Source organism: Alteromonas sp. CI.11.F.A3, from assembly GCF_032925565.1.
Taxonomy (GTDB): domain Bacteria; phylum Pseudomonadota; class Gammaproteobacteria; order Enterobacterales; family Alteromonadaceae; genus Alteromonas.
On record NZ_CP136708.1, the window covers coordinates 4,332,806 to 4,354,158 of the forward strand.

The window sequence follows — 21,353 nt, forward strand, 5'->3', positions numbered from 1 at the left end:
TTTATGTTACATACACATTTTATCGACGGACAATGGGTTACCGGTGAAGGGCACGACTTAGCTTCAATCGACCCAGCTAAGAACCAAGTTATTTGGGAAGGTAAGTCAGCCTCCCCTAGCCAGATTGACTTAGCGGTAAAAGCCGCTCGCGCTGCGGCTCCTGCTTGGGGAATGATGACAGTTGAAGAACGTTTAAACATCATTAAAGTTTACGGCGAAAAGCTAGGCGAAGCGAAAGAGCACCTAGCTAAAGTGATGGCGAAAGAAACCGGTAAACCAGAGTGGGAAACTGCCACAGAAGTAGGTGCCATGATGGGTAAAATCGCTATTTCTGAAAAAGCTTATTTCGAGCGTACCGGCAACGTTGAAAATCCTATGCCTGTAGGTAAAGCTTTCATTCGCCATAAAGCCCATGGTGTTGTAGCAGTATTCGGCCCGTATAATTTCCCAGGCCACTTGCCCAATGGTCACATTGTACCTGCGCTTATTGCTGGTAATACTGTGGTATTTAAACCTAGCGATCTTACCCCTATGGTTGCCGAAGAAATGGTTAAGCTATGGGAACAAGCGGGCTTGCCTGCCGGCGTACTTAACCTGGTTCAAGGTGAAGTTGAAACCGGTAAAGCACTAGCGTCGCACAATGGTATTGATGGGTTATTCTTTACCGGAAGTTCACGCACTGGCAAAATTTTGCACGAACAGTTTGCGGGACACCCAGGCAAAATTTTGGCCCTTGAAATGGGCGGAAATAACCCGTTAATCGTGAAAGACGTTGCCGATATTGATGGTGCGGTTCACGATATCGTGCAGTCAGCCTTTATTACGTCGGGTCAACGCTGCACCTGTGCGCGCCGTTTGTTTTTACCTGCCAATGCTCAAGGTGATGCCACATTAGCTCGTCTGCTTGAAGTCACTAAAAATATCAAAATTGATGACTATGATGCCGATGATCAGCCTTTCATGGGGGCAATGATTTCAGCAAACGCTGCAGCATCTATGGTTAAAGCGCAGCAAGAACTTGAAGCCCTAGGCGGCAAGGTGTTATTGCGATTAGAACAGCCTGATACCCAAAAGGGTTTCGCCACCCCAGGTATTATTGATGTGACTGACATGCTATCTGAATTGCCTGATGAAGAGCACTTCGGCCCATTGCTTAAGGTTATTCGCTACACCGACTTTGATAGCGCAATTGAAGAAGCGAACAACACGAGCTTTGGCTTATCTGCAGGATTGCTAGCGGATAACGAAGAAGACTACCGTTATTTCTTTGCACGTATTCGTGCAGGTATCGTTAACTGGAACCGCCCTATAACGGGTGCAAGCAGTGCAGCACCCTTTGGTGGCATTGGTGAAAGTGGAAATCATCGCGCCAGTGCATTTTATGCCGCCGACTATTGTGCGTTCCCAGTCGCCTCGGTAGAGCTTGAAAAAGTAACCTTGCCAGGTAAGTTAAGCCCAGGTCTAACACTTTAAATAAACCAATACAGACAAAGCCGCTATTAATAGCGGCTTTATTTATAGGACACCCCTCATGCATAACAATATCGATACACTCTTTGCCAATATGTGGGACGATTATGTTGCAATTACCCCTTCAGCTCACAAAATCCATGCCCTTCTTGCCGATGAAGAAAGCACGAATAACATTGTGAACGACCATGTTGCTTTTAGAACCTTTGCATTAGATAAAACCGCGCTTGAAAAATTGGCTGCTCACTTTCTTGCCCTTGGTTATAGCGAAATGGGTGATTACAATTTTAAAGCGAAGAAGCTAACCGCTAAGCACTTCGAACACCCTGATGACACTAAACCAAAAGTTTTCATCAGTGAGTTGAGAGTGAACGAACTGTCTGACAATGCACAAGCTATAATTCAAAAGCTCGTAACACAAATGGATGCCGATGTAGTGACCGCCGACAATTTCCTTTATTCAGGACGTCACTGGGATATCAGTAAAGCCGATTATGATGCCCTGCTCAGCGAATCAGAATATGCTGCATGGTTAGCGGCATGGGGCTTTCGCGCTAATCACTTTACGGTGAGCGTTAATCATTTGGGGCAAACTGATGAGCTTTCAGACGTCAATACGCGTCTTAAAGAAGCCGGTTTTCTGCTAAATACCTCTGGCGGCGAAATAAAAGGCGGACCTGAGGTCTTCCTCGCGCAGTCTTCTACTATGGCCGACCGCGCTCCTGTGGGTTTTTCTGATGAGACCGCCGCTATTCCTAGCTGCTTTTACGAATTCGCTCAGCGTTATAACATGCCTAATGGCAAGCGTTACCAAGGCTTTGTGGCAGCGTCTGCAGATAAGATTTTTGAAAGCACTAACGCCAGTTAAGTTATTTACGCGTTAAATTAGCGCGCATTGAACGAAAAACAAGAACAGATATGCGACAAATAAAAGGGCGAACGCCCTTTTATTTTCTGTCAGGAAAAGTATCTGACGGGTTCGTATGCCTTGCCAGGAACTGATCATAGGGCATGGGTTTATCGAAATAGAAACCCTGCATTAAATTCACGTCAGCATTTTCCATAAAGGGCAAGTAAGACTCCTGCTCTACCCCTTCCACCACAATTTCAATCTGCAATCTATTGAGCATGGCCACCAATCCGCAAAAAAGCGAATTCGCTTTACTGTTGTTATGAATATCCTTAACCAAGCTTCTATCCACTTTAACGACTTCAAAATGAAAGTTTCGAAGATAACTTAAGGAAGAAAACCCACTGCCAAAATCGTCTAGTGAAAGGCGAAAGCCGACTTCACGCAGACTATTTAGCGCAACAAGCGCAGCTTTCTCATCACGGATAAAAATAGACTCAGTAAGCTCAAGTTCAATCATGTCAGTGCGCACTGAACAGTCACCACAAATTTTGGTGGCTTGGGCGGGGAAATCGGTGTCGAGCATTTGGTTAACGCTGATATTAATTGAAAGCGGTATGCTCTCTCCTTGCTGCGCTTCCATCATGGCGATATAGTCGCATGCAGCTTCCAGCGCTTGCAACCCAATCTGGCGGTCTAGGTCGTGCTCTTCCGCAATAGGAATGAATACCACAGGAGGTACAACACCGTGTAAACCAGATATCCACCTACAAAGTACTTCTCCGCCTTTCAAAGTACCCTGCAAGTCATACTTGCCTTGAATATAGTAATCGAGCAAATTGTTTTCAATAGCCTTACGCAAGTCATTCACCATACTGACCTGTTGCGACATTCTCTCGTGAAGCCCTTCTTCGTATACATTCACTTGGCCTTTGCCAAGCTTTTTGGCTTGATACATCGCTGCATCTGCACATTGGACAACGCCTTCAATACTGTCATTGTCTTCGGGAAATTTGGCAATACCAATACTTGCTGACAGTTTTAATTCGACCTTTTTGGTCACCACAAAATCTTCTTCTATGAGCCCAATAAGCGCTTCGGATTGCTCCACCGCCCAGTCAATATCTTGTCGTGGAAGTACAGCGATAAACTCATCGCCTCCCCACCGCGCCACATCGCCGTGCGGACCAAAAGAAGCAGTTAGCAGAGCAGCAACACGCTGAAGCTCGGTATCTCCTTTCTCGTGCCCAGCGGTATCATTAATAGCTTTGAACCCATCAAGGTCGATAAACACCACTAAAAAGTTTGTTTGGCTGTCGAAAAGGTGCCGGAAAATATCTCGTAGGGCGCTGCGATTATTGAGCCCGGTTAATTCATCGTACAGGGCAAGTTGCTGCAACCGCGCTTCGCTTCGTTTACGTTCACTGATATCCCGCATAGTAGCGATAAGCGACGACGAAGCTTGTAGGTAATTATCGAAAACCGATACAGAAATATCTACCGGAGTGTTTTTACCGACTCTAGGCACAATAACAGATTCAAACCTAAGCTGTTTGTTGTGGTGCAGGCTGTTTGTATTAACTTTTTCCCCCATCAGCAAATCATTGAGATTAAGATTGATACAAGCCTTCTTATCTGCTGCGCCCACTAACTTCACAAACGCCTCATTGCACTCGTTTATGCTTAAGCTAGGTGATAATACCAACATGGGTTCGCGGGAATTCGCAAAGGCTGATGCCATTAGTTGGAAGGATTGTTCTGCTTGCCTTTGCTGCGTAATGTCTCTGGTGGTGCCCACTATTTGCAAGGCTTCACCGCTACTACCACGCTTAAGCACACGCCCTCTCAAACGAATCCATTGCAACTTACCTTGTATGCTCATACGAAAGGAAAGTTCTATGCGTTCGCGGCCGCCATGAAGCGCCATCGTCCATTGAAACTGTAAGTTTTCCATGTCGTCTTCATGCACTAACGCCATTAAGTCGATTGGCGTTCCTGACCAGGTAGATTCACTTTCTGAATTGAGCGAAAACGCTCGAATATCAATGATGTCATGGCTTGCTTGCCAATCCCAAAATGACGCTTGCGATGCCCACAAAGCGAGCTCTAATTTTTTCTGTGATTGCTGACTGAAAAGTAGTGCGTTATATAGCTCGTCAGACTTTAGCAGCAGCAAGGATTCAGCGTTTTCTCTGGCCGCTTTTTCACGCTGAAGCCGCCTTTCTAAGCTCTGTAGTTTTTTCTCTAGAGGATCTAGATTGGCGCCCACCGGCTACACAACCTGAATACTAAATTCGTACGTATGAGGGAATGACATCTGATGAGTTTCACGTTCTAGGGTGCAGCCGAAATGTACCGCTGCGGCATCCATTAGCCCTTCAGCAAGGGGATATAACTCTCGTTCAGAGAAGTAGCGCAAGCGCATACCGGTATCAGTTCTAGATATCACGGTAAAGCGCGGTAAATCAGCATCTGGATAGAGTTTTCGCACTTGTACATGAATGTCACCATCTAGGTGTTCTAGCAACTGCAAAATGTCTTTTGTGTCTGCAAGTACATTGCCGTGTACTGCTGCTAACTTACCAAAAAGGTAAACCCCAAAATCGTAAAGCAGTTCATTGACTGACTTACCGGTTTTCGCGGCAAGAATAGATAAAATTTTCTGCATTTCTTCAAAAGGGTAATAGCCGACCGCAGTATAGGCACCATCATTAGTTAACTCAGCTTCTACTATCACTTCGTCAGCAAATTCAGGCGATACCTTTTCTTCTAGCATGTCTATAAGCGAAGTAAATACAATCCCTAACATACGGTCTCCTTATACGATTAATAATAGTGTAGTTCAGTCCCACTCAACGACAACCATTGTTTAGGAAATATCGTTGTCCTGGCCCTCTGGACTATCATCACTTGGGGCACTTTGACTTTGTACCACTTCAACACCATCAACCCGCTGTAAACCGCGTGGTAATTTGTTTCCTCTGCGTCCTCGCTCTCCATAATAATGTTCCAAATCTGAAGCAGATAAGGTCATATTACGTTTACCCGCAGTCACTTTTAATGAAGCCCCATCAGGCACTACAGCTAACACCGTCACAAATTCTTCGCGGGATTGTGCTTTGGCACCAGGAATATTAATTAGTTTGTTCCCTTTTCCTTTACCTAAGCTAGGTAAGTCTTTAAGCGGGAACAACAACATACGCCCTTCGTTAGAAATGGTTAAGCACCAATCTGATTCAGGGTTAGTAACAGGTTTAGGGATCATTACCTTGGCTGCGGTTGGCAAAGAAAGGTAGGCTTTCCCTGCTTTATTCTTGCTCACCATGTCTTTAAATGTGCCAAGGAAGCCGTAGCCTGCATCGGAGCCTACCAAAAACTTAGCTTCGTCGGATGCCATAATAACGTGCTCAAACGACTCACCACCTACCAAGGAAAAACGCCCGGTAAGCGGTTCTCCCTGACTTCGCGCCGATGGCAAACCATGGGCATCACATGAGAAAGTCCGTCCCGAGGTATCCATAAATACCGCAGGCTGATTACTTTTCCCTTCTGCGCTTGATAGATATCCATCACCCGCTTTATAGCTCAATCCTTCGGCATCAATGTCATGGCCTTTAGCACAACGTGCCCAACCCTTTTCCGATAACACCACGGTAACCGATTCGGCTGGCACAAGTTCTTTTTCAGATAATGCTTTCGCTTCACCGCGCTCAACAATAGGTGAACGTCTATCATCACCATACTTTTCAGCATCCGCTAAAATTTCTTTCTTGATAAGGGTTTTTAAGCGGCAATCTGAACCTAACAAGGTTTGCAATTTATCACGCTCTGCTGCCAGTTCGTCTTGCTCACCCTTAATTTTCATTTCTTCAAGCTTGGCTAAATGACGAAGCTTTAATTCTAGTATTGCTTCTGCTTGCTTATCGCTAAGCGAGAATCGTGAGATTAATTCTTGCTTGGGTTTTTCGTAAGTACGAATAATTTCGATAACTTCGTCGATATTCAAAAAGGCAATGAGCAAACCTTCAAGAATGTGTAAGCGAGCGAGTACTTTGTCTAGGCGGTACTGAAGACGGCGCGTCACCGTCTCTTTTCGGTAAATCAACCATTCAGATAATATAGTACGAAGGTCTTTAACTTTAGGGCGACCGTCCAAACCAATCATGTTTAGGTTTACGCGATAGTTCTTTTCTAAATCCGTAGTTGCAAACAAATGCTGCATTAACTGCGCGGTATCGATACGGTTTGAACGCGGCGTAATAATTAAACGGGTAGGATTTTCGTGGTCTGACTCGTCACGCAAGTCACTCACCATTGGCAGCTTCTTAGCTTGCATCTGCCCTGCAATTTGCTCTAGGATTTTACCGCCTGAAGCTTGGTGAGGTAGCGCAGTGACAACAATATCGCCATTTTCTTCATGGAATACCGCACGCATTTTAATTGAGCCGCGACCGGTTTCATACAGTTTACGAATATCAGCTTTAGGCGTAATAACTTCAGCTTCGGTAGGGTAATCCGGCCCGTTAACGTGCTCTAACACGTCGCTAAGCTCTGCTTTGCTGTTATCGAGCAACATGGCACAGGCATAGGCCAATTCACGCACATTATGTGGTGGAATATCTGTTGCCATACCAACAGCAATACCCGTTACGCCATTAAGCAAGATATGCGGCAAACGAGCGGGTAACACACAAGGCTCTTCTAATGTGCCATCGAAATTGGGGGTCCAATCAACGGTGCCTTGGCCTAATTCATCCAGTAATACTTCTGAAAAACGAGAAAGTTTAGCCTCGGTGTATCGCATGGCAGCGAAAGATTTAGGATCGTCCGGTGCTCCCCAGTTTCCTTGCCCATCGACTAGCGGATAGCGGTAAGAAAAGGGCTGCGCCATCAAAACCATCGCTTCATAACACGCGGAATCGCCATGAGGGTGAAACTTACCTAGTACATCACCTACCGTTCTGGCTGACTTTTTATATTTAGCATTGGCGCTCAGTCCTAAGTCAGACATAGCGTATATAATGCGTCTTTGTACGGGTTTTAGGCCATCTGCAATATGAGGTAGGGCACGGTCCATGATGACGTACATGGAATAATTTAAGTAAGCGTCTTCGGTAAAGCGCCTTAAAGGCAGTTGTTCTACACCGTCACGGTTAATAATAATGTCGTCGCTCATGATAATTTTTTCGTTTTGTTATTTTCACAATACAGCGTTAATGCAAAGCCTTTAGTTTTTTAGACAGGTGGCAGCGTTAACGAACGGCGTGTTTATGTGGAAGAGTTTAACCACAAAGGAGGACTTTTTATTAAGCCTTCAATGTTTCTATTGTGGGGGAAACTAGGGGCTAGTGCAATAATCACTATTAGGTTAACTCACTATGACGATAGACGTTAATGCCTCAATCTTTTGTACAATTGTCCGCCAGAGTGGTTTAATAACAATAGAAGAAGATTAAGAAGCTATTCAGGATGTATTTGTTTCGAATTTTTACACTGCTGTGCGCACTACTTTGGCTTATCGCCCCTCAACCAAGTCACGCTCAGCACATTGAGCAACTTTTCGATGAAGATGCTTCTTTAGACCTCTCCGACTCCCTGTACTATTTATACGAAGCCAATCTACCACTCACAATAAATGATGTGAGTAGAAGACGCAGCGACTTTCGCATGCATCCTTATAGCAACCCCAACTTCGGCTTTAGAGACAAAGGAATGTGGTTGTTAACTTCATTTTCCAACGTGTCAAACCAAGAGAACTGGGTATTTTCTATCAATTTTAGTCAACTAGACAAGGTCGACTTCTATTTGGTTAAAAATGGCGAAGTATTGCAACAAAGCCATCAGGGTAAATCTCAAAAAGAACAAATTTTTCGCATACCCACATTACGGGTAACGCTAGCCAACGCCGAACGGGTCGATCTATTTATACGTGTTGAAAGCCAATCATCAAGCCTTATTACACCATTAAAAGTGCAACCTGAGCCTGTTCACAGCAGTTCGTTCCAAATGGACAGCCTGATGTGGGGGCTCTTTTACGGCGGCTTGCTGATACTGGCTGTTTATAACCTTGTGCTTTATTTCGGGGTTCACGAGCGCAGCCTGATTGCTTACGTAGGCTATATATGCGCCGTTATTCTTTGGCAGTTTGTTTGGGGCGGCCATATACACCTGTTGTTTTCAGGGGGGATACCCTATTGGCTTGTTGGTCACACCGAACTGATTTTTGTGATTATAGGTATTTCGTCCGGTTTGTTTACCGTGAGCTTCCTAGAGACCAAGAAGAACGCCAAGGCCGCACACCCCGTCATTGTGCTGTTATTGGCGGTGCAAATAGTTATTGGGGTAATTTGTTTTCTGGGGTTACTTCCCTCAATTTGGAAGAACAACCTAGTTTACGGCGTAGGTCTTATTGCTATTTGTAGTTATATATTTGCCGGTATCGAGGCCTTCGTTAACCGTTTCCAACCTGCTCGGTACTTTATATTTGCATGGGGAATGCTGGCAACAGGTGCCATTATTGGCATGCTAAGTCTAGTTGGGGTACTCCCTTCAAACGACTTCACCACATACTGTTTCCAAGTGGGCGTATTTTTAGAATCTGGGCTGTTTTCATTCGCGCTAATGGAAAAAAGCAGAAGCCAACTTGAACACGAAGTTGAGCAAGCTACCGATGATCTACGCAACAATATGGAGCTCATTGAAGAGCAAAATGCGCGCTTAGATATTGCTCGTAAAGATGCCATTAAAGCCAGTAATGTGAAATCGCAATTTCTTGCCAATATGAGCCATGAAATACGTACGCCTCTTAACGGTATTCTAGGGTTTAGCCGAGAACTGACCCATGCTTCTTTACCATCCGATCAACAAGAGCAAGTGCGAATTATTAATACTGCCGCTGATAACTTGCTGACTATAGTCAACGATGTATTAGACTTCTCTAAGATTGAAGCGGGTAAACTTCAAATTAACAACCAACCATTTTCACCCAATACTTTATTGGAAGAAATGGTGACGATTATGGCGAAGTCTTCCCATAGTAAAAAGTTAGAATTTGTTTTCGACCTGTCGCCTTTACCGGAAAAATTAATCGGTGATGTTTTCAGAATAAAGCAAATTTTGAATAACCTGCTTAGCAACGCCTTAAAATTCACGCCTTCGGGTACTATTACCCTTGCGGTCAAAGGCCGCCCGCTTTTACACGGAATTCATGAAATTGAAATCATCGTTGAAGATACGGGTATAGGCATAAACCGACAGGACAGAAAGAAACTCTTCAATGCGTTTTCCCAAGTGGATGACTCAATAAACCGCAATTATCAAGGTACAGGATTAGGCTTGGTGATTAGTCGTGAGCTAGTTCGACTCATGCGAGGCGACTTAACCCTCAAAAGTACGCCAAGGCAAGGCTCCACCTTTGTGGTTACCCTTAGAACCAATCATTTAAGCCAGAAATATGCATTAAGTGCTGATACTGAATGGCATGGAAAGCATGTGGTTATCTTCGACCCCATTCCTGCCACGCGCCGAGCCAGTGCCTCTATGTTGAAGCAACTGGGAGCTAAAGTGACCACTGTTGAATCCGTTGATTATCTTTCTAGACTGTCGCTACAGTCATCTTCCACTGACTTCTTTATGGCAACAGTGCCGGTATCAAAAATGGACAAGCGGGATGAGTTCTTAAGCCGCTTTGTACAGTTTAATGCGACTAAGCGCGTACTTTGGTATTCGGGCCCTGAGCCTTTTACTCAATACCCGAGTTTGTCTCAGCATTTTCATACTCAAATACGCATGCCGATGACGTTGAGTAAACTCGATGGCTTAGTGAACAATAAGAAAGCAGTACCACGAAACCCCCTTCAAGATAAGTTGAATTCCCTTCCACGGGCAAGAATTTTAGCCGTGGATGATATGGATATGAACCTCAAGTTACTGCATACCTGGCTTGATAATTCACCGATATCATTAGTAACCACAACAAGTGGCGAAGACGCGGTTAATCAATGCCAAACCCAAGAGTTCGACTTGATATTAATGGATGTGCAAATGCCCATCATGGATGGGCTTCAAGCGTCCCGTGCAATTAGAAAAACCACGCTGAATATGGGCACGCCAATTATTGCGGTAACCGCCCATGCATTTAAAGAAGAGCAAGAAAGGTTATTGGCTTCGGGTATGGACGACTATTTGCCCAAACCCATTGAGATTGGGTTACTGGTAGACCTTATTCGTTCTTGGTGCCATACCACTGAGCCGGGGCACATATTACTGCCTTCATTAGACTGGCAGCTGGCCTTAAAGCGCGCACATCAGAACCATGAAGCGGCCAAAGAGCTACTTGAAGACTTTATTACCATGGCGCCAGACATGCTGACGACTTTAAAAGCGCTGTGGAATGAAAAAGATTACGCTGAGCTTAAGCTCGAAATTCACAAATTACATGGGGCCTGCTGTTACATAGGTGCGCCGCGACTGCAAAGCTTAGCCGATGAGCTAGAAAGCGCCCTAAAATTAGGGCAACATTTTTTAGTGGCTGAACATCTGCCGTTGTTACTCGATGAAATTGAGCGAGTCTGTTCAGAAGGCCAGACACGCACAGGCTAGCCTAACTAAAGTTATTCAGCGTTATTGGTTCTACGGGCGGCTTGGCATTGAGAGATAAGCGCAGCAAACTCTTCTGGAGTTCTGTCTATATCAGAGGTGGCAATAAACACGTCATAACCAAGGCGCTTGCGAAGCTCTGCCATGCGATTGGCCAACATGGCTTTTACGCCGGTGAGTACAGTGCCATTGTTTAACGTAAAATGATTGTCATCGAACATAGACTCTTCGTAGCAACTTCCCGTGGCACACCCTTCATTCGTGTTATGCAGCAACAAAGGCCGCTGCTCCATCAGCAAATGGGTGGCTAAACGTGGCGATATACTGGTTAGAAACTCGGTATAGTCTTTTAATTTGAAGCCCACGGTTTCAAGCCCTACATGATCTAAACCTTGTCGTACTCTAGGGCAGTCTGCCCGCTGTAGGTTTTCCCAATGTATTCGCCAGCTGCCTAAACGATGGCGATAGGTGATAACGTCCGTGGTCATTTCTAGGCTGAATTCAGGTTCGCGAATTTTAAAGTAGCCCACCAGCAAGGTAACTAACGCCGCACTGGTGATCAGAATACCCGCTAAAAATAGCCAATCAGGGAGCAATACAAACCAAAGCGCAGCAAACACTAACCCTGCGCAACCAATAACAATACTGGTTATGCCGTTACTTTTTGACGCGGCTCGAATAAGAATAGGTTCAGGGTTATTGCCAGACATACAGGTACACAACCAACATAATTAAGGCCCACAGCACATAAAGTCGAATTCGCTGGCAGACGGCACAGTCTGTCTTCCACCAGCTAAAATGGCGTGTTGGCGCATTTCGTTTATTCTGATCTTTACGCATAAACAGGCAAACAGATTAATAATAAATACAGTTTACCTGTTTATAACTCGTGTTGTTAGGCCAGATGTCGATAGCGGTATCGCTGAAATGCTGCCACCAAGGTGGGTGTGAACACTAACGATAATATGACAGAAAAGCCTACGCCACCGGCTAGCACGACCGCAAGGGGCGGCCAGAAGCTGCCTTCGCTGAAGAGTAATAGCGGGATTAACCCACCTACTGTCGTAAAGGTGGTGGAAAGAATGTGCCTGCTACAGCCCATAGTTTCCTGCACGATAGCAGCAATGTTTCCATGTTTAGCTTCTGTGTTTGCATTTATCGCCGCAATAACCACGATGGAGCCATTTATTGCAACCCCAATTAGCCCTGCAGATCCTAATAGGGGGTTAAAGCCTATCGGTAAACCTGATAACCATAAGCTAAACATGCCAAGTCCTACCGAGAGTATGGCTACCAATACAATCACCCCTGCCATACGCAAGCTCGTAAAGGTTAGAATTAGGGTAGTTAGCATAAGTACAAGGAGCACTGGCGCGTAAGTTCCTAGCTGCCCCATTGCCCGTCGCTGTTCGTCGGCATCTCCTGCAAGATGAATACGATACCCTTCTGGCAAGGCTAAGCTTTCGTTTAGCTTCTGTCTTAAAGTATTACTGGCATCAACAGGAGGAATATTCGGCAATAGGTAAGCCTGAATACGATTGACCCGCTCACCATCTTGGCGGGTAATACTGCTGATAGATGGTGCGAGTGTTAACGAAGCCACCGCACCTAACGACGACCAATTTATAGCGCTGTTTACCGAACTGTCCCCCGCCACGGGAATAGGCATGGCGTTTATGCCCGCGACATCTTGCCTGAAACTATCTGATAATCTCACCCGCACAGGAATTTCTTCCGTACTTTCCAACACTGAACCACCAGCAAGCCCTGAAAAGTTAATTTGCATCTGACTGGCTAAATCGGACAGGCTCAGGCCAAGGTACGACAATGTATCACTTGAAGCATCCACATTTAGTTCCGGCTCACCCATAGTGATACTCGCTGTTGATTGGGAAATTCCGGGCACTTGTGACATTAAAAATCGAACCTGCTGACCCAATTCATTCAAGATGTCTAAATCAGGCCCGAAGATTTCTACTTCTACCGGCGCAGCAATAGGCGGTCCTTGTCCAAAGGCGCGCACCACAATTTGAACTTCAGGGAAGGTATCATCAAGGTGACGTTGCAAACGGCTGATTAAATTCGCGGCCTCTTCTACTGTGTGTGTCGTGACTACAGCATTAGAAAAGTTGGGTAAATTATCCCGTGTCATGACTTGGTTGTAATATACCGATGGGGCAGAACCTCCTACTAACCATGTCACCTGCTTCACCCCTTCACTTTCGCGGATAACACTGTCGACTTTGTGGGTGTAAGTGAGGGTGTTATCTATGCTGCTACCCTCTTTTGTCCACATGTAAACTTCGAACTGATCTCTATCAGCACTAGGGAAAAATACGTTAGCCAGCGTGCCTGAAAGTACAAAACCAGAGATACAAAAAACAAGCACTAGCGGTAGAACTAAAATGGGTCGTGCAATCCACGCGGCTAAATGTACGCGAAACGCTTGGCTTAATTTAGGGGCTTGTAACCCTACTTGCCACCAATGTTTATTCCCTACATTCTCAGCTTCTTCTCCTTTAGGAAGAAAGCGAGCCGCTAATGCCGCTATTACGGTTAGGGATATAAACAACGAGCCAATTAATGCCATCACCACGCTTATAGCAATAGGCCCAACAAAATCACCAATATTACCGTTTAGCAGGAAAATAGGCATGAAGCCTAATATGGTGGTAAGTGTTGAGGCGAGTAAAGGCGCAAAAAGGTGAGAAACGCTTTTGGCCATCGCTCCAACGCGAGTAGCAGATGGGTCTTGTAAGTTAATCCGAATTTCATCGGTAATAACAATGGCGTTGTCGATTAACAGTCCGATGGCGATAATCATGCCGAAAATGGACATTTGGTGAATTTGTTCGTTATAAAAGTTTAAAGAGAACAGCGCAAAAGATGCACACAAAGGAAGCGCTAACCCCACAATCCATGACGCTTTAAACCCCATAAAGAGTAAAATAACTAACATGACTACCGCACAGCCCATCAATAGGTTGCCCGATAGTTCGGCTAGGCGATTGCCGGTATATTTATTCTGCTCAAAAGCGATGTCAGCTGTTACCGTGCCTTTGAATTCCTGATTAAAGCTATCCACCACGCTTAGCACATCGTTAGTCCATACATCGGCACGTAGCGAGGTTTGCATACGGGCAGCAACAAAGATAACTTCTTCTCCGTCGAGCACACCAATGTCAGAACGTGGCGTTACATAGCCGCGGGATACCTTTGCAACGTCTTCTACCCGTAAATAACGCCCCTCTTGATTAACCAATGGAATAGCAGACACCATCGCCACTCCGTCTAATCCTTTCGCCACAGTGAAGCGTAAATTTGTGCTTTCAGTGTCAAGCACACCTGCAGGAAGTTTAGGATCGGCGCTACTAATAATATTGCTGACTTGTCCAAGATTTAGGCCGGTGGCCGCGAGTTTATCCGGGGAGATACTTACGCTAATTTCTTCTTCCGGCGCACCATAAATACGCACTAACTCGGTGCCATGTACATTACGAAGTCTATCGGTGAGTTCTTCCGCTAACCGCCCCGTAAGAGTAAGCGATGTGGTATCGGGGTGTGAGGCTTTTAAAGCCAGTAATAACGTGAATGCCGTGGCTCCGCGCTTTTCATCAAAAATAGGCGAGCCTATACCTTCAGGGAAACCTGCTGATGCTTCGCCTATAGCGTCTCGTATTTCACTGAATAACTGTTCGTTACTACTGCTATCAATCCAATCTTGAGTTTCAATATTGATGACCGATATACCAGCTCTTGAAGTTGATTTAACTTCCTTTATTTCAAAGATTTCGCGTAGCTTATCTTCTATTACATCACTGACAAGGGCTTCCACCCTTTCTGCCGAAGCACCTGGGTAGGCAGTAATTACTAAGGCATTTCGGGTATCAATTCTAGGGTCTTCTAAACGCGGTAAGTTACCTAGCGCAGACATACCTGCGACAAGTAATATCACTAAGCTTAAAACGAGTAAGTGAGGGCGCCGGTAAAATAACGTATACCATGGATATTTTTTATCAGTATCAAATAGCATAGGGTTCATTGCGTTGCTCCCTCGGCGCTATTCACACTCCCCTCACTTAATTTAACCGATTGCCCTGGCGACAGCTTATGCGTACCACCTGTTACTAAGCGGTCGCCATCACTTAAGGCACCGCGTACAAAGGCACGCTCACCGTTGGTGTAAATAACTTCAACGGTTCTGCTTTCAAGGGTAAGTCCTTCTTGTTCTGTCACGACAAAGACTCGCCATAGGCCTCGTAAACCATTGCTAAGGGCACTAGCAGGTATCCAACTGCCGGTGCTATCGCCGTGACGTTGCCCTAATAAGGTAGCAAGATCGCCTGGTCTTAGGCCTGCATTGCTCGATAGATTTACGAGGATATCAACAGTACGGGTTTGTCTGTTGCGCACAGGGGAAAGCTGGCTCACCGTTGCTTCAATATTTAACGCATCAACATTAAGGGCTACCTTTTCACCTACCCGAAATAGAGAGACCATATCTGCTGGCACCGCAAAGCGAGCTTGTAAGGGAGCATCGCTAGTAAGACTCAGCAAGGCAGTCCCTGCCGCAACAACACTACCTTCATCAAAGTAACGCGCGCTAATTGTGCCTGAGAAAGGCGCGAGCAATTTTGTTTTAGTTTGCTCTACATCTAGACTTTCAATGCTTGCTTCAATTTCTTTTACCTGCGCACTGGCAGCAGCGGTATTGGCTTTAACCTCATCTAATCGTTGCGACGATTCTAGTTTTTTCTCCACCAGCACAGTGACCCGCTTTTCGCTTAGCTCTGCCAAGGTTAAATCTGCACGGGTACGTTCTAATGTTGCGTTTAATTCCACAAGGCGCGCAGTCAATCTGTCATTGTCTAGCTTGGCTAGTACCTCACCTTTTTGAACCGTATCCCCTTCATCAACGAAAATTGCCATGACTTGGCCACTGGTATCAAAAGACACATCAGCTGCTTTGGGAGATTCAATTAATCCATAAATTTTTACCGGCATTTCAAAACCGCTTTGCAGCGTAACTCGCTGAGTGGAAACCGCGGTAGGTGGATGGTCGGTGAGTGTTTGTGTGGCGCCATTAAGCCCGGCAGCAAACAGCAGAAGCGTTAATCCAACAACGAAGATAGTGATAGCAGCATACAATGCTGTCGATGCCCCTTTTCCTTGTTCAGTGGACTCAATTGTCATTTCATTTTCCTTGCTTCTGCAGGCCTATTAGCCGAGGCATATTTGGTATACTATTTTTACTATGCTAGATTATAAATACTAGACCGTCTAGTTTGATATTATAAATTTAAGTGAGATTCCATTGTCTGAGCAAAAAAACAAACGACAAGGCCGCCCAAAAAGCGAAGAAAAACATAACCTTATTCTTCATTCAGCGTCGTGCTTATTTATAGAGAATGGTTTCGCAAATACTTCAATGGACAATATTGCTAAGGCATCTGGGGTATCAAAACAAACGGTTTACTCTCATTTCGATAATAAAGACGCCTTGTTTAAGGCTGCTATTACAAAGAAGTGCCAATCTTACCAACTCGATACCAACCAATTGATGCAGGGCACAAATGCTAACCTACCGCTAAACCATTATTTAAAGCAGGTAGGTGCGCAATTCATCAGGTTAATTCAAGACCCAGAAGCGGTTGCTGTTTTCAGGCTGGTCATTGGTGAAGCGCAAAGCACCCCTCATGTAGCAAAACTATTTTATGATGCTGGGCCTGGTGCATCGATAGAAGCTTTCTCTGAAATGTTTTTCTTTTATGGCAAAGGCGCGCTAACGAAAGCTAACAGCGTACAGTTGGCCATAGACTATTGTTCATTGCTACAAAGTGAATTTCACAACAAATTGCTGTGCGGTGTACAGGTGGCAATGCCCGATAAAGCCATTAGCGCCCATGTAGAAATTGCTGTCGAGAAAACCTTACTGCTATTTAATACTTATTGTACAAATAAAGACGAATAACTCCCCCTCAAGACGGCGACGAAGGATTACTTATTTCCTCGTTTGTTATACACTACAGCCGTTTTCGTTGATGATTGAGTGACATATGTCTGACTTTACCGGTAACCACATTCTTTCGGTTAATCAATTCGATCGTGAGGCTATTGAGAAAGTATTCTCAGTTGCAGATTCTATGCAGCCTTATGCGAAACGCCAAAAGCGCACCACTGTGCTTGAAGGCGCTATTCTTGGTAATTTATTTTTCGAACCTAGCACCCGTACTCGCGTCAGTTTCGGTACTGCGTTTAACCTTTTAGGTGGCGAAGTACGTGAGACCACCGGCATGGCGAGTTCAGCTTTAGCTAAAGGCGAATCACTCTATGATACCGCCCGCGTACTAAGCGGTTACTCAGACATTATTGCCATGCGTCACCCTGCTGCCGGATCGGTAGCCGAGTTTGCAGAAGGCAGTCGTGTACCAGTGATTAACGGTGGTGATGGCGCTAATGAACACCCTACTCAAGCCTTGCTCGACCTATTCACCATTAAACGTGAACTGGAATATCATGGGCATGGTATTGACGGATTGCATATCGCCATGATTGGCGACCTTCGTTATGGCAGAACCGTACACTCGTTATCTCGCCTATTGTGCTTATTTAAAAATGTGCGCTTTACGCTAATATCTCCCAAAGAGTTAGCCATGCCACAGCCGATTATCGATACAATTGAAAATGCGGGGCATCAGCTCAATATTACTGAAACACTTGAAGGCAGTATGGATGCCGACATTTGTTACCAAACCCGCATTCAGGAAGAGCGCTTTCCTTCTCAAGAAGAAGCGAATAAATACCGTGGAAAATTTCGTTTAAACCACTCTATTTATACTCGCCATTTCCAGTCTAAAACCGTCATTATGCATCCACTTCCTCGGGATTCTCGTATAGAGGCTAACGAGTTAGATAACGACCTAAATTTAAATCCAAACCTTGCCATATTCAGACAAACTGACAACGGTGTTCTAGTACGCATGGCGCTATTTGCGCTTACGTTAGGCGTTGAAGAGTTATTGACTAAATATGAACGTGAAGTGGTATGGTTCAGCAACAAGAGCAATGAATTACATGCAAAAATCTGAAGTCCTTTTTACCCGCGCCCAAAAAACAATTCCTGGCGGTGTTAATTCTCCCGTTCGCGCCTTTAAAGCCGTTGGCGGAACACCTCGCTTTATTACCAAGGCTGATGGCCCTTACATGTGGGACGCCGACGGTAAACAGTATATCGATTACGTGCAATCATGGGGTCCCATGGTATTGGGTCATAACAACCCACAAATTCGTCAAGCAGTCATCGATGCCTCTGAATTCGGCCTTTCATTCGGTGCGCCTACCGAGGCTGAAATCATTATGGCTGAAACAGTCAGTAAATTGGTGCCGTCGATGGAAATGGTACGCATGGTAAATTCAGGAACTGAAGCCACCATGTCGGCTATTCGCTTATCTCGTGGCTACACGGGTCGCAATAAAATCGTTAAATTTGAAGGCTGTTACCACGGCCATGCCGACTCTTTGCTAGTAAAAGCAGGTTCTGGGGCATTGACCATGGGCGTGCCAAGCTCTCCTGGGGTACCCGCTAACGTGGCCGAGCACACCCTTACTGTCGAATATAACAATATCGATAGTGTAAAAGAGGTGTTTAATGCTCACGGAAACGACATTGCCTGTATAATTGTTGAGCCAGTTGCTGGTAATATGAACTGTATTCCACCTGTTGAAGGCTTTTTAGAAGGTCTTCGTGAAGTGTGTGACGAATACGGTAGTCTTCTGATATTTGATGAAGTGATGACTGGTTTTCGGGTATCCCGCGGCGGAGCCCAAGAACGTTATGGCATAAAACCCGACTTAACTTGCTTAGGTAAAGTAATTGGCGGCGGAATGCCGGTAGGTTGCTTTGGTGGTAGAAGAGACATTCTTACCCATATTGCCCCTACAGGTCCTGTTTACCAAGCTGGTACGCTTTCTGGTAACCCAGTGGCGATGGCAGCCGGTTTGGCCGCCATGCAGCAAATTCAAGAAGAAGGTCTTTACGAAGGCATCTTTGAAAATACCCAAGCGCTCGCTGATGGTATGCAAGCTCTTGCCAATAAGCATGGCATTAAACTAAGTACTAATGTTGCCGGCAGTATGTTTGGGATATTCTTTACCGACATTGAGCGCGTTACTAATTATCAGCAGGCCATTAACTGCAACACAGAGCAGTTCAACAAATTTTACCACGGCATGTTGGAGCAAGGTGTTTACTTGGCACCTGCCTCATACGAAGCTGGATTTGTATCGAAAGCGCATGATAAGGATATCATTGCTAAAACTTTAGAAGCAGCTGACAAGGTGTTTGCAATGCTCAAATAACAATAATGGATAGGTATTTTGACGACAACGGATTGGTTACTACTAAGTGTCTTGTTTTTAGTTTTTGCTTACAGTGTTGTCGTTACCGCTGTGCTGGTGAAGTATCGCCGGCACAGACTCAATAGACTTGTATACCGACAACGAGTTAGAGCAAAATTAAAATCAGATCCCTCAACCGATCAGCATAATCAACACGTTGCTGATGAAGCGTTAAAGTTATCTCAAGCCTTTCAAAAGTTCGTCCCCCAACAGTTTATCGACCACATTACAAAAACCGGTTCAGGCCATATTGAGCTTGGTTATGCCGATGAGCAAGATGTGGCAATTCTTTTTTGCGACATCCGCGGGTTTACCGGCTTATCAGAAAAAATGCGTCCTCAGGAACTCATGGGTTTTCTCAACTCGTATTTTCTGCGTATGAATAAACCCATCCACGAGAACGGCGGGTTTATCGATAAGTTTATCGGCGATGCCATGATGGCATTGTTTGATCACCCTGGTGGTACTCCGCAAGATAAAGCAATTGACGCGATTAACGCTGCGATGGAATTACGCAAAACCCTCGATTTTTATAATATTCGTCGTAAACGTAAGGGCTTTGTTCCCATTAATGTGGGCGTGGGAATACATTATGGTCCTGTGGTAATGGGAACGGTAGGTTCCGACGATAGAATGGATACCACAGTTATTGGCGACAGCGTTAATATTGCCTGTCGTTTAGAAGCGCTAGCGCCAAAATACGGTGCTGACATTATTGTCAGTGCACAAGTACTTGAAGGAATGGGAGATAAGTTCCCTATTAAAACACGGCTTCTTGACTGGGTTCGGGTAAAAGGGCGCAAATCCCCCATCCGAATTTATGAAGTGCTTAGCCATTTGCCATATGAACAGCAGGAAGAACGGTTTTCGGTTCAATCTAAAATCGCCGCTGGCTTAGCTTGTCGAATAGATAAAGAGTGGGATTTGGCCATCGCGCACTTTGAAGCGGCGCTAGCTATTCTTCCTCAAGATTCCTTGGCAAAGCACCACATCGATGTGTGTCGTATATATCAAAACATGCTGCTGCCAGATGACTGGGATGGCGCGTTAAATATTCAGTAACGCCTCACCGAGGTTATTCAGATTCTGTATTTTTCGCCTGCTCGCGAATAAAGGTTACAGACGGCGCAAAAAAGGCAGCACCTGTTTCCGCATTGGTGAAATCTAACCAGCGGTCGTAATCTCCGTCACCATTGCCATATATTTGGCTATGCAGCATAGCTTTAAAGGGTCTAGCACTGGCCGAACAACTTACAAACAGCAGCCCTTGCGACACCATATCGCCATAAGGCATACCTTGTTTTATCAGCCCTGCTTTACCACTTTCAGTGGTAATTATGTTGGCGCGTACACTATGAGAAGATTCAGATTGTTCTGCACTCACCAAGTTATGCTGCTGAGTTGTCCCCATCACTTGTTCTTGCTGCCGTGATGAGAGGCTGTGCCAACGGCGTAAGTCATGCTTGTAGCGCTGTACGTGAAGATAACTTCCACCGCTAAAATCAGGATCGTTTTCGCTTACGATGGCAACCTCTCTGCGCTTCATTCCACGCGGGTTGTCAGCAGCATACAAGTACCCGGTAAGATCCCGTCCATCGAGGTAACGAAAACCACGTATTTGTTCTACCATTTCTACGTGTAATCGCAGTAAATCCATCACTTCGATACCGATGGCATGACAAATATCTAACCGATCAGCCCTAATTTGAATAAACAAATCACAGGGCATAGTAGGCGCACTTCTGTCCTCACACTGCATATCAGGGAAAGGCATCAGTTCTACTGGAATTAACCCTGGGTACACTTCAGTCCAATAACCGGTTCCAATTGCCACAACGCCGGTCACCATGGCTTCGTAGTGCTCTGACTCAAAGTGTTCGAATATATCCAACACCCGGGCAAGCTTCGCCCTTACCGCCTCACAATCGTCATCAATAACGTTAAGCAGTAAATATTGCGCATGTAAATTAGGTTCTGCGCAAATCCCTTTTTGTGGTTGTGTCATGGGCACTCTTATTGTTATTTAACCATGGCGAAC

General features: G+C 45.2%; 14 protein-coding genes. 7 read left to right on the top strand and 7 right to left on the bottom strand.

Annotated elements, in window-relative coordinates:
• Nucleotides 1–3 precede the first annotated feature (3 nt).
• Both astD and R1T43_RS18685 read left to right on the top strand, forming a co-directional pair.
• The gene (gene astD, locus R1T43_RS18680; RefSeq protein WP_317350956.1) at nt 4–1,473 is read left to right on the top strand and encodes a succinylglutamate-semialdehyde dehydrogenase; all 1,470 of its coding nucleotides are present in this window, start codon (nt 4–6) and stop codon (nt 1,471–1,473) included.
• Between the two features lie 58 nt (nt 1,474–1,531).
• The gene (locus R1T43_RS18685; RefSeq protein ID WP_317350957.1) at nt 1,532–2,338 is read left to right on the top strand and encodes a DUF1338 domain-containing protein; all 807 of its coding nucleotides are present in this window, start codon (nt 1,532–1,534) and stop codon (nt 2,336–2,338) included.
• A 79-nt stretch (nt 2,339–2,417) separates the two neighbouring features.
• On the opposite strand, the gene R1T43_RS18690 is transcribed toward R1T43_RS18685, so the two are convergent.
• Genes R1T43_RS18690 through parC form a run of 3 tightly spaced genes read right to left on the bottom strand, consistent with a single transcriptional unit; the run spans nt 2,418 to nt 7,496 of the window.
• Nucleotides 2,418–4,589, bottom strand: coding sequence for a putative bifunctional diguanylate cyclase/phosphodiesterase (locus tag R1T43_RS18690; protein WP_317350959.1), 2,172 nt, complete (start codon nt 4,587–4,589; stop codon nt 2,418–2,420).
• Nucleotides 4,590–4,592: 3 nt separating this feature from the next.
• Nucleotides 4,593–5,129, bottom strand: a complete 537-nt coding sequence (locus tag R1T43_RS18695; protein WP_211069003.1) for a heme NO-binding domain-containing protein — start codon at nt 5,127–5,129, stop codon at nt 4,593–4,595.
• 60 nt (nt 5,130–5,189) lie between these two features.
• On the bottom strand, nt 5,190–7,496 hold the full coding sequence (parC, locus tag R1T43_RS18700) for a DNA topoisomerase IV subunit A (protein WP_317350960.1): 2,307 nt from the start codon (nt 7,494–7,496) through the stop codon (nt 5,190–5,192).
• A gap of 293 nt (nt 7,497–7,789) precedes the next feature.
• Between parC and R1T43_RS18705 the strand changes: the two genes are divergently transcribed.
• The gene (locus tag R1T43_RS18705) at nt 7,790–10,921 is read left to right on the top strand and encodes a hybrid sensor histidine kinase/response regulator (RefSeq protein WP_317350962.1); all 3,132 of its coding nucleotides are present in this window, start codon (nt 7,790–7,792) and stop codon (nt 10,919–10,921) included.
• 11 nt (nt 10,922–10,932) lie between these two features.
• On the opposite strand, the gene R1T43_RS18710 is transcribed toward R1T43_RS18705, so the two are convergent.
• The 3 genes from R1T43_RS18710 to R1T43_RS18720 all read right to left on the bottom strand — a co-directional run bounded on the left by R1T43_RS18710 (nt 10,933) and on the right by R1T43_RS18720 (nt 16,111).
• Nucleotides 10,933–11,628: a DUF2982 domain-containing protein gene (locus R1T43_RS18710; protein WP_317350964.1), complete on the bottom strand. Its 696-nt coding sequence runs from the start codon at nt 11,626–11,628 to the stop codon at nt 10,933–10,935.
• 185 nt (nt 11,629–11,813) lie between these two features.
• The gene (locus R1T43_RS18715; RefSeq protein ID WP_317350966.1) at nt 11,814–14,960 is read right to left on the bottom strand and encodes an efflux RND transporter permease subunit; all 3,147 of its coding nucleotides are present in this window, start codon (nt 14,958–14,960) and stop codon (nt 11,814–11,816) included.
• The gene (locus tag R1T43_RS18720) at nt 14,957–16,111 is read right to left on the bottom strand and encodes an efflux RND transporter periplasmic adaptor subunit (RefSeq protein ID WP_317350968.1); all 1,155 of its coding nucleotides are present in this window, start codon (nt 16,109–16,111) and stop codon (nt 14,957–14,959) included. Before R1T43_RS18720 ends, R1T43_RS18715 begins: the two co-directional genes overlap by 4 nt.
• Nucleotides 16,112–16,232: 121 nt before the next feature.
• Between R1T43_RS18720 and R1T43_RS18725 the strand changes: the two genes are divergently transcribed.
• The 4 genes from R1T43_RS18725 to R1T43_RS18740 all read left to right on the top strand — a co-directional run bounded on the left by R1T43_RS18725 (nt 16,233) and on the right by R1T43_RS18740 (nt 20,377).
• Nucleotides 16,233–16,889, top strand: coding sequence for a TetR/AcrR family transcriptional regulator (locus tag R1T43_RS18725; protein WP_317350970.1), 657 nt, complete (start codon nt 16,233–16,235; stop codon nt 16,887–16,889).
• Between the two features lie 85 nt (nt 16,890–16,974).
• Nucleotides 16,975–18,006 carry an aspartate carbamoyltransferase gene (locus R1T43_RS18730; RefSeq protein WP_057794414.1) on the top strand — a complete coding sequence of 344 codons (1,032 nt, stop codon included), beginning with the start codon at nt 16,975–16,977 and terminating at the stop codon, nt 18,004–18,006.
• On the top strand, nt 17,993–19,276 hold the full coding sequence (gene hemL / locus R1T43_RS18735) for a glutamate-1-semialdehyde 2,1-aminomutase (RefSeq protein WP_317350973.1): 1,284 nt from the start codon (nt 17,993–17,995) through the stop codon (nt 19,274–19,276). Before R1T43_RS18730 ends, hemL begins: the two co-directional genes overlap by 14 nt.
• 18 nt (nt 19,277–19,294) lie before the next feature.
• Entirely contained in the window at nt 19,295–20,377 is a 1,083-nt protein-coding gene (locus R1T43_RS18740) for an adenylate/guanylate cyclase domain-containing protein (RefSeq protein ID WP_211069011.1), read from the top strand.
• Between the two features lie 13 nt (nt 20,378–20,390).
• On the opposite strand, the gene R1T43_RS18745 is transcribed toward R1T43_RS18740, so the two are convergent.
• Complete coding sequence (locus R1T43_RS18745; protein WP_211069012.1) at nt 20,391–21,320, bottom strand: Dyp-type peroxidase; 930 nt, start codon at nt 21,318–21,320, stop codon at nt 20,391–20,393.
• Nucleotides 21,321–21,353 lie beyond the last annotated feature (33 nt).

What these genes read in the sequence shown, in the direction of transcription:
- hemL (WP_317350973.1), top strand. Translation starts at nt 17,993, where the DNA reads ATGCAAAAATCTGAAGTCCTTTTTACCCGCGCCCAAAAAACAATTCCT.
- parC (WP_317350960.1), bottom strand. Translation starts at nt 7,496, where the DNA reads ATGAGCGACGACATTATTATTAACCGTGACGGTGTAGAACAACTGCCT.
- R1T43_RS18705 (WP_317350962.1), top strand. Translation starts at nt 7,790, where the DNA reads ATGTATTTGTTTCGAATTTTTACACTGCTGTGCGCACTACTTTGGCTT.
- R1T43_RS18720 (WP_317350968.1), bottom strand. Translation starts at nt 16,111, where the DNA reads ATGACAATTGAGTCCACTGAACAAGGAAAAGGGGCATCGACAGCATTG.
- R1T43_RS18715 (WP_317350966.1), bottom strand. Translation starts at nt 14,960, where the DNA reads ATGAACCCTATGCTATTTGATACTGATAAAAAATATCCATGGTATACG.
- R1T43_RS18730 (WP_057794414.1), top strand. Translation starts at nt 16,975, where the DNA reads ATGTCTGACTTTACCGGTAACCACATTCTTTCGGTTAATCAATTCGAT.
- R1T43_RS18745 (WP_211069012.1), bottom strand. Translation starts at nt 21,320, where the DNA reads ATGACACAACCACAAAAAGGGATTTGCGCAGAACCTAATTTACATGCG.
- R1T43_RS18695 (WP_211069003.1), bottom strand. Translation starts at nt 5,129, where the DNA reads ATGTTAGGGATTGTATTTACTTCGCTTATAGACATGCTAGAAGAAAAG.
- R1T43_RS18685 (WP_317350957.1), top strand. Translation starts at nt 1,532, where the DNA reads ATGCATAACAATATCGATACACTCTTTGCCAATATGTGGGACGATTAT.
- R1T43_RS18710 (WP_317350964.1), bottom strand. Translation starts at nt 11,628, where the DNA reads ATGTCTGGCAATAACCCTGAACCTATTCTTATTCGAGCCGCGTCAAAA.
- astD (WP_317350956.1), top strand. Translation starts at nt 4, where the DNA reads ATGTTACATACACATTTTATCGACGGACAATGGGTTACCGGTGAAGGG.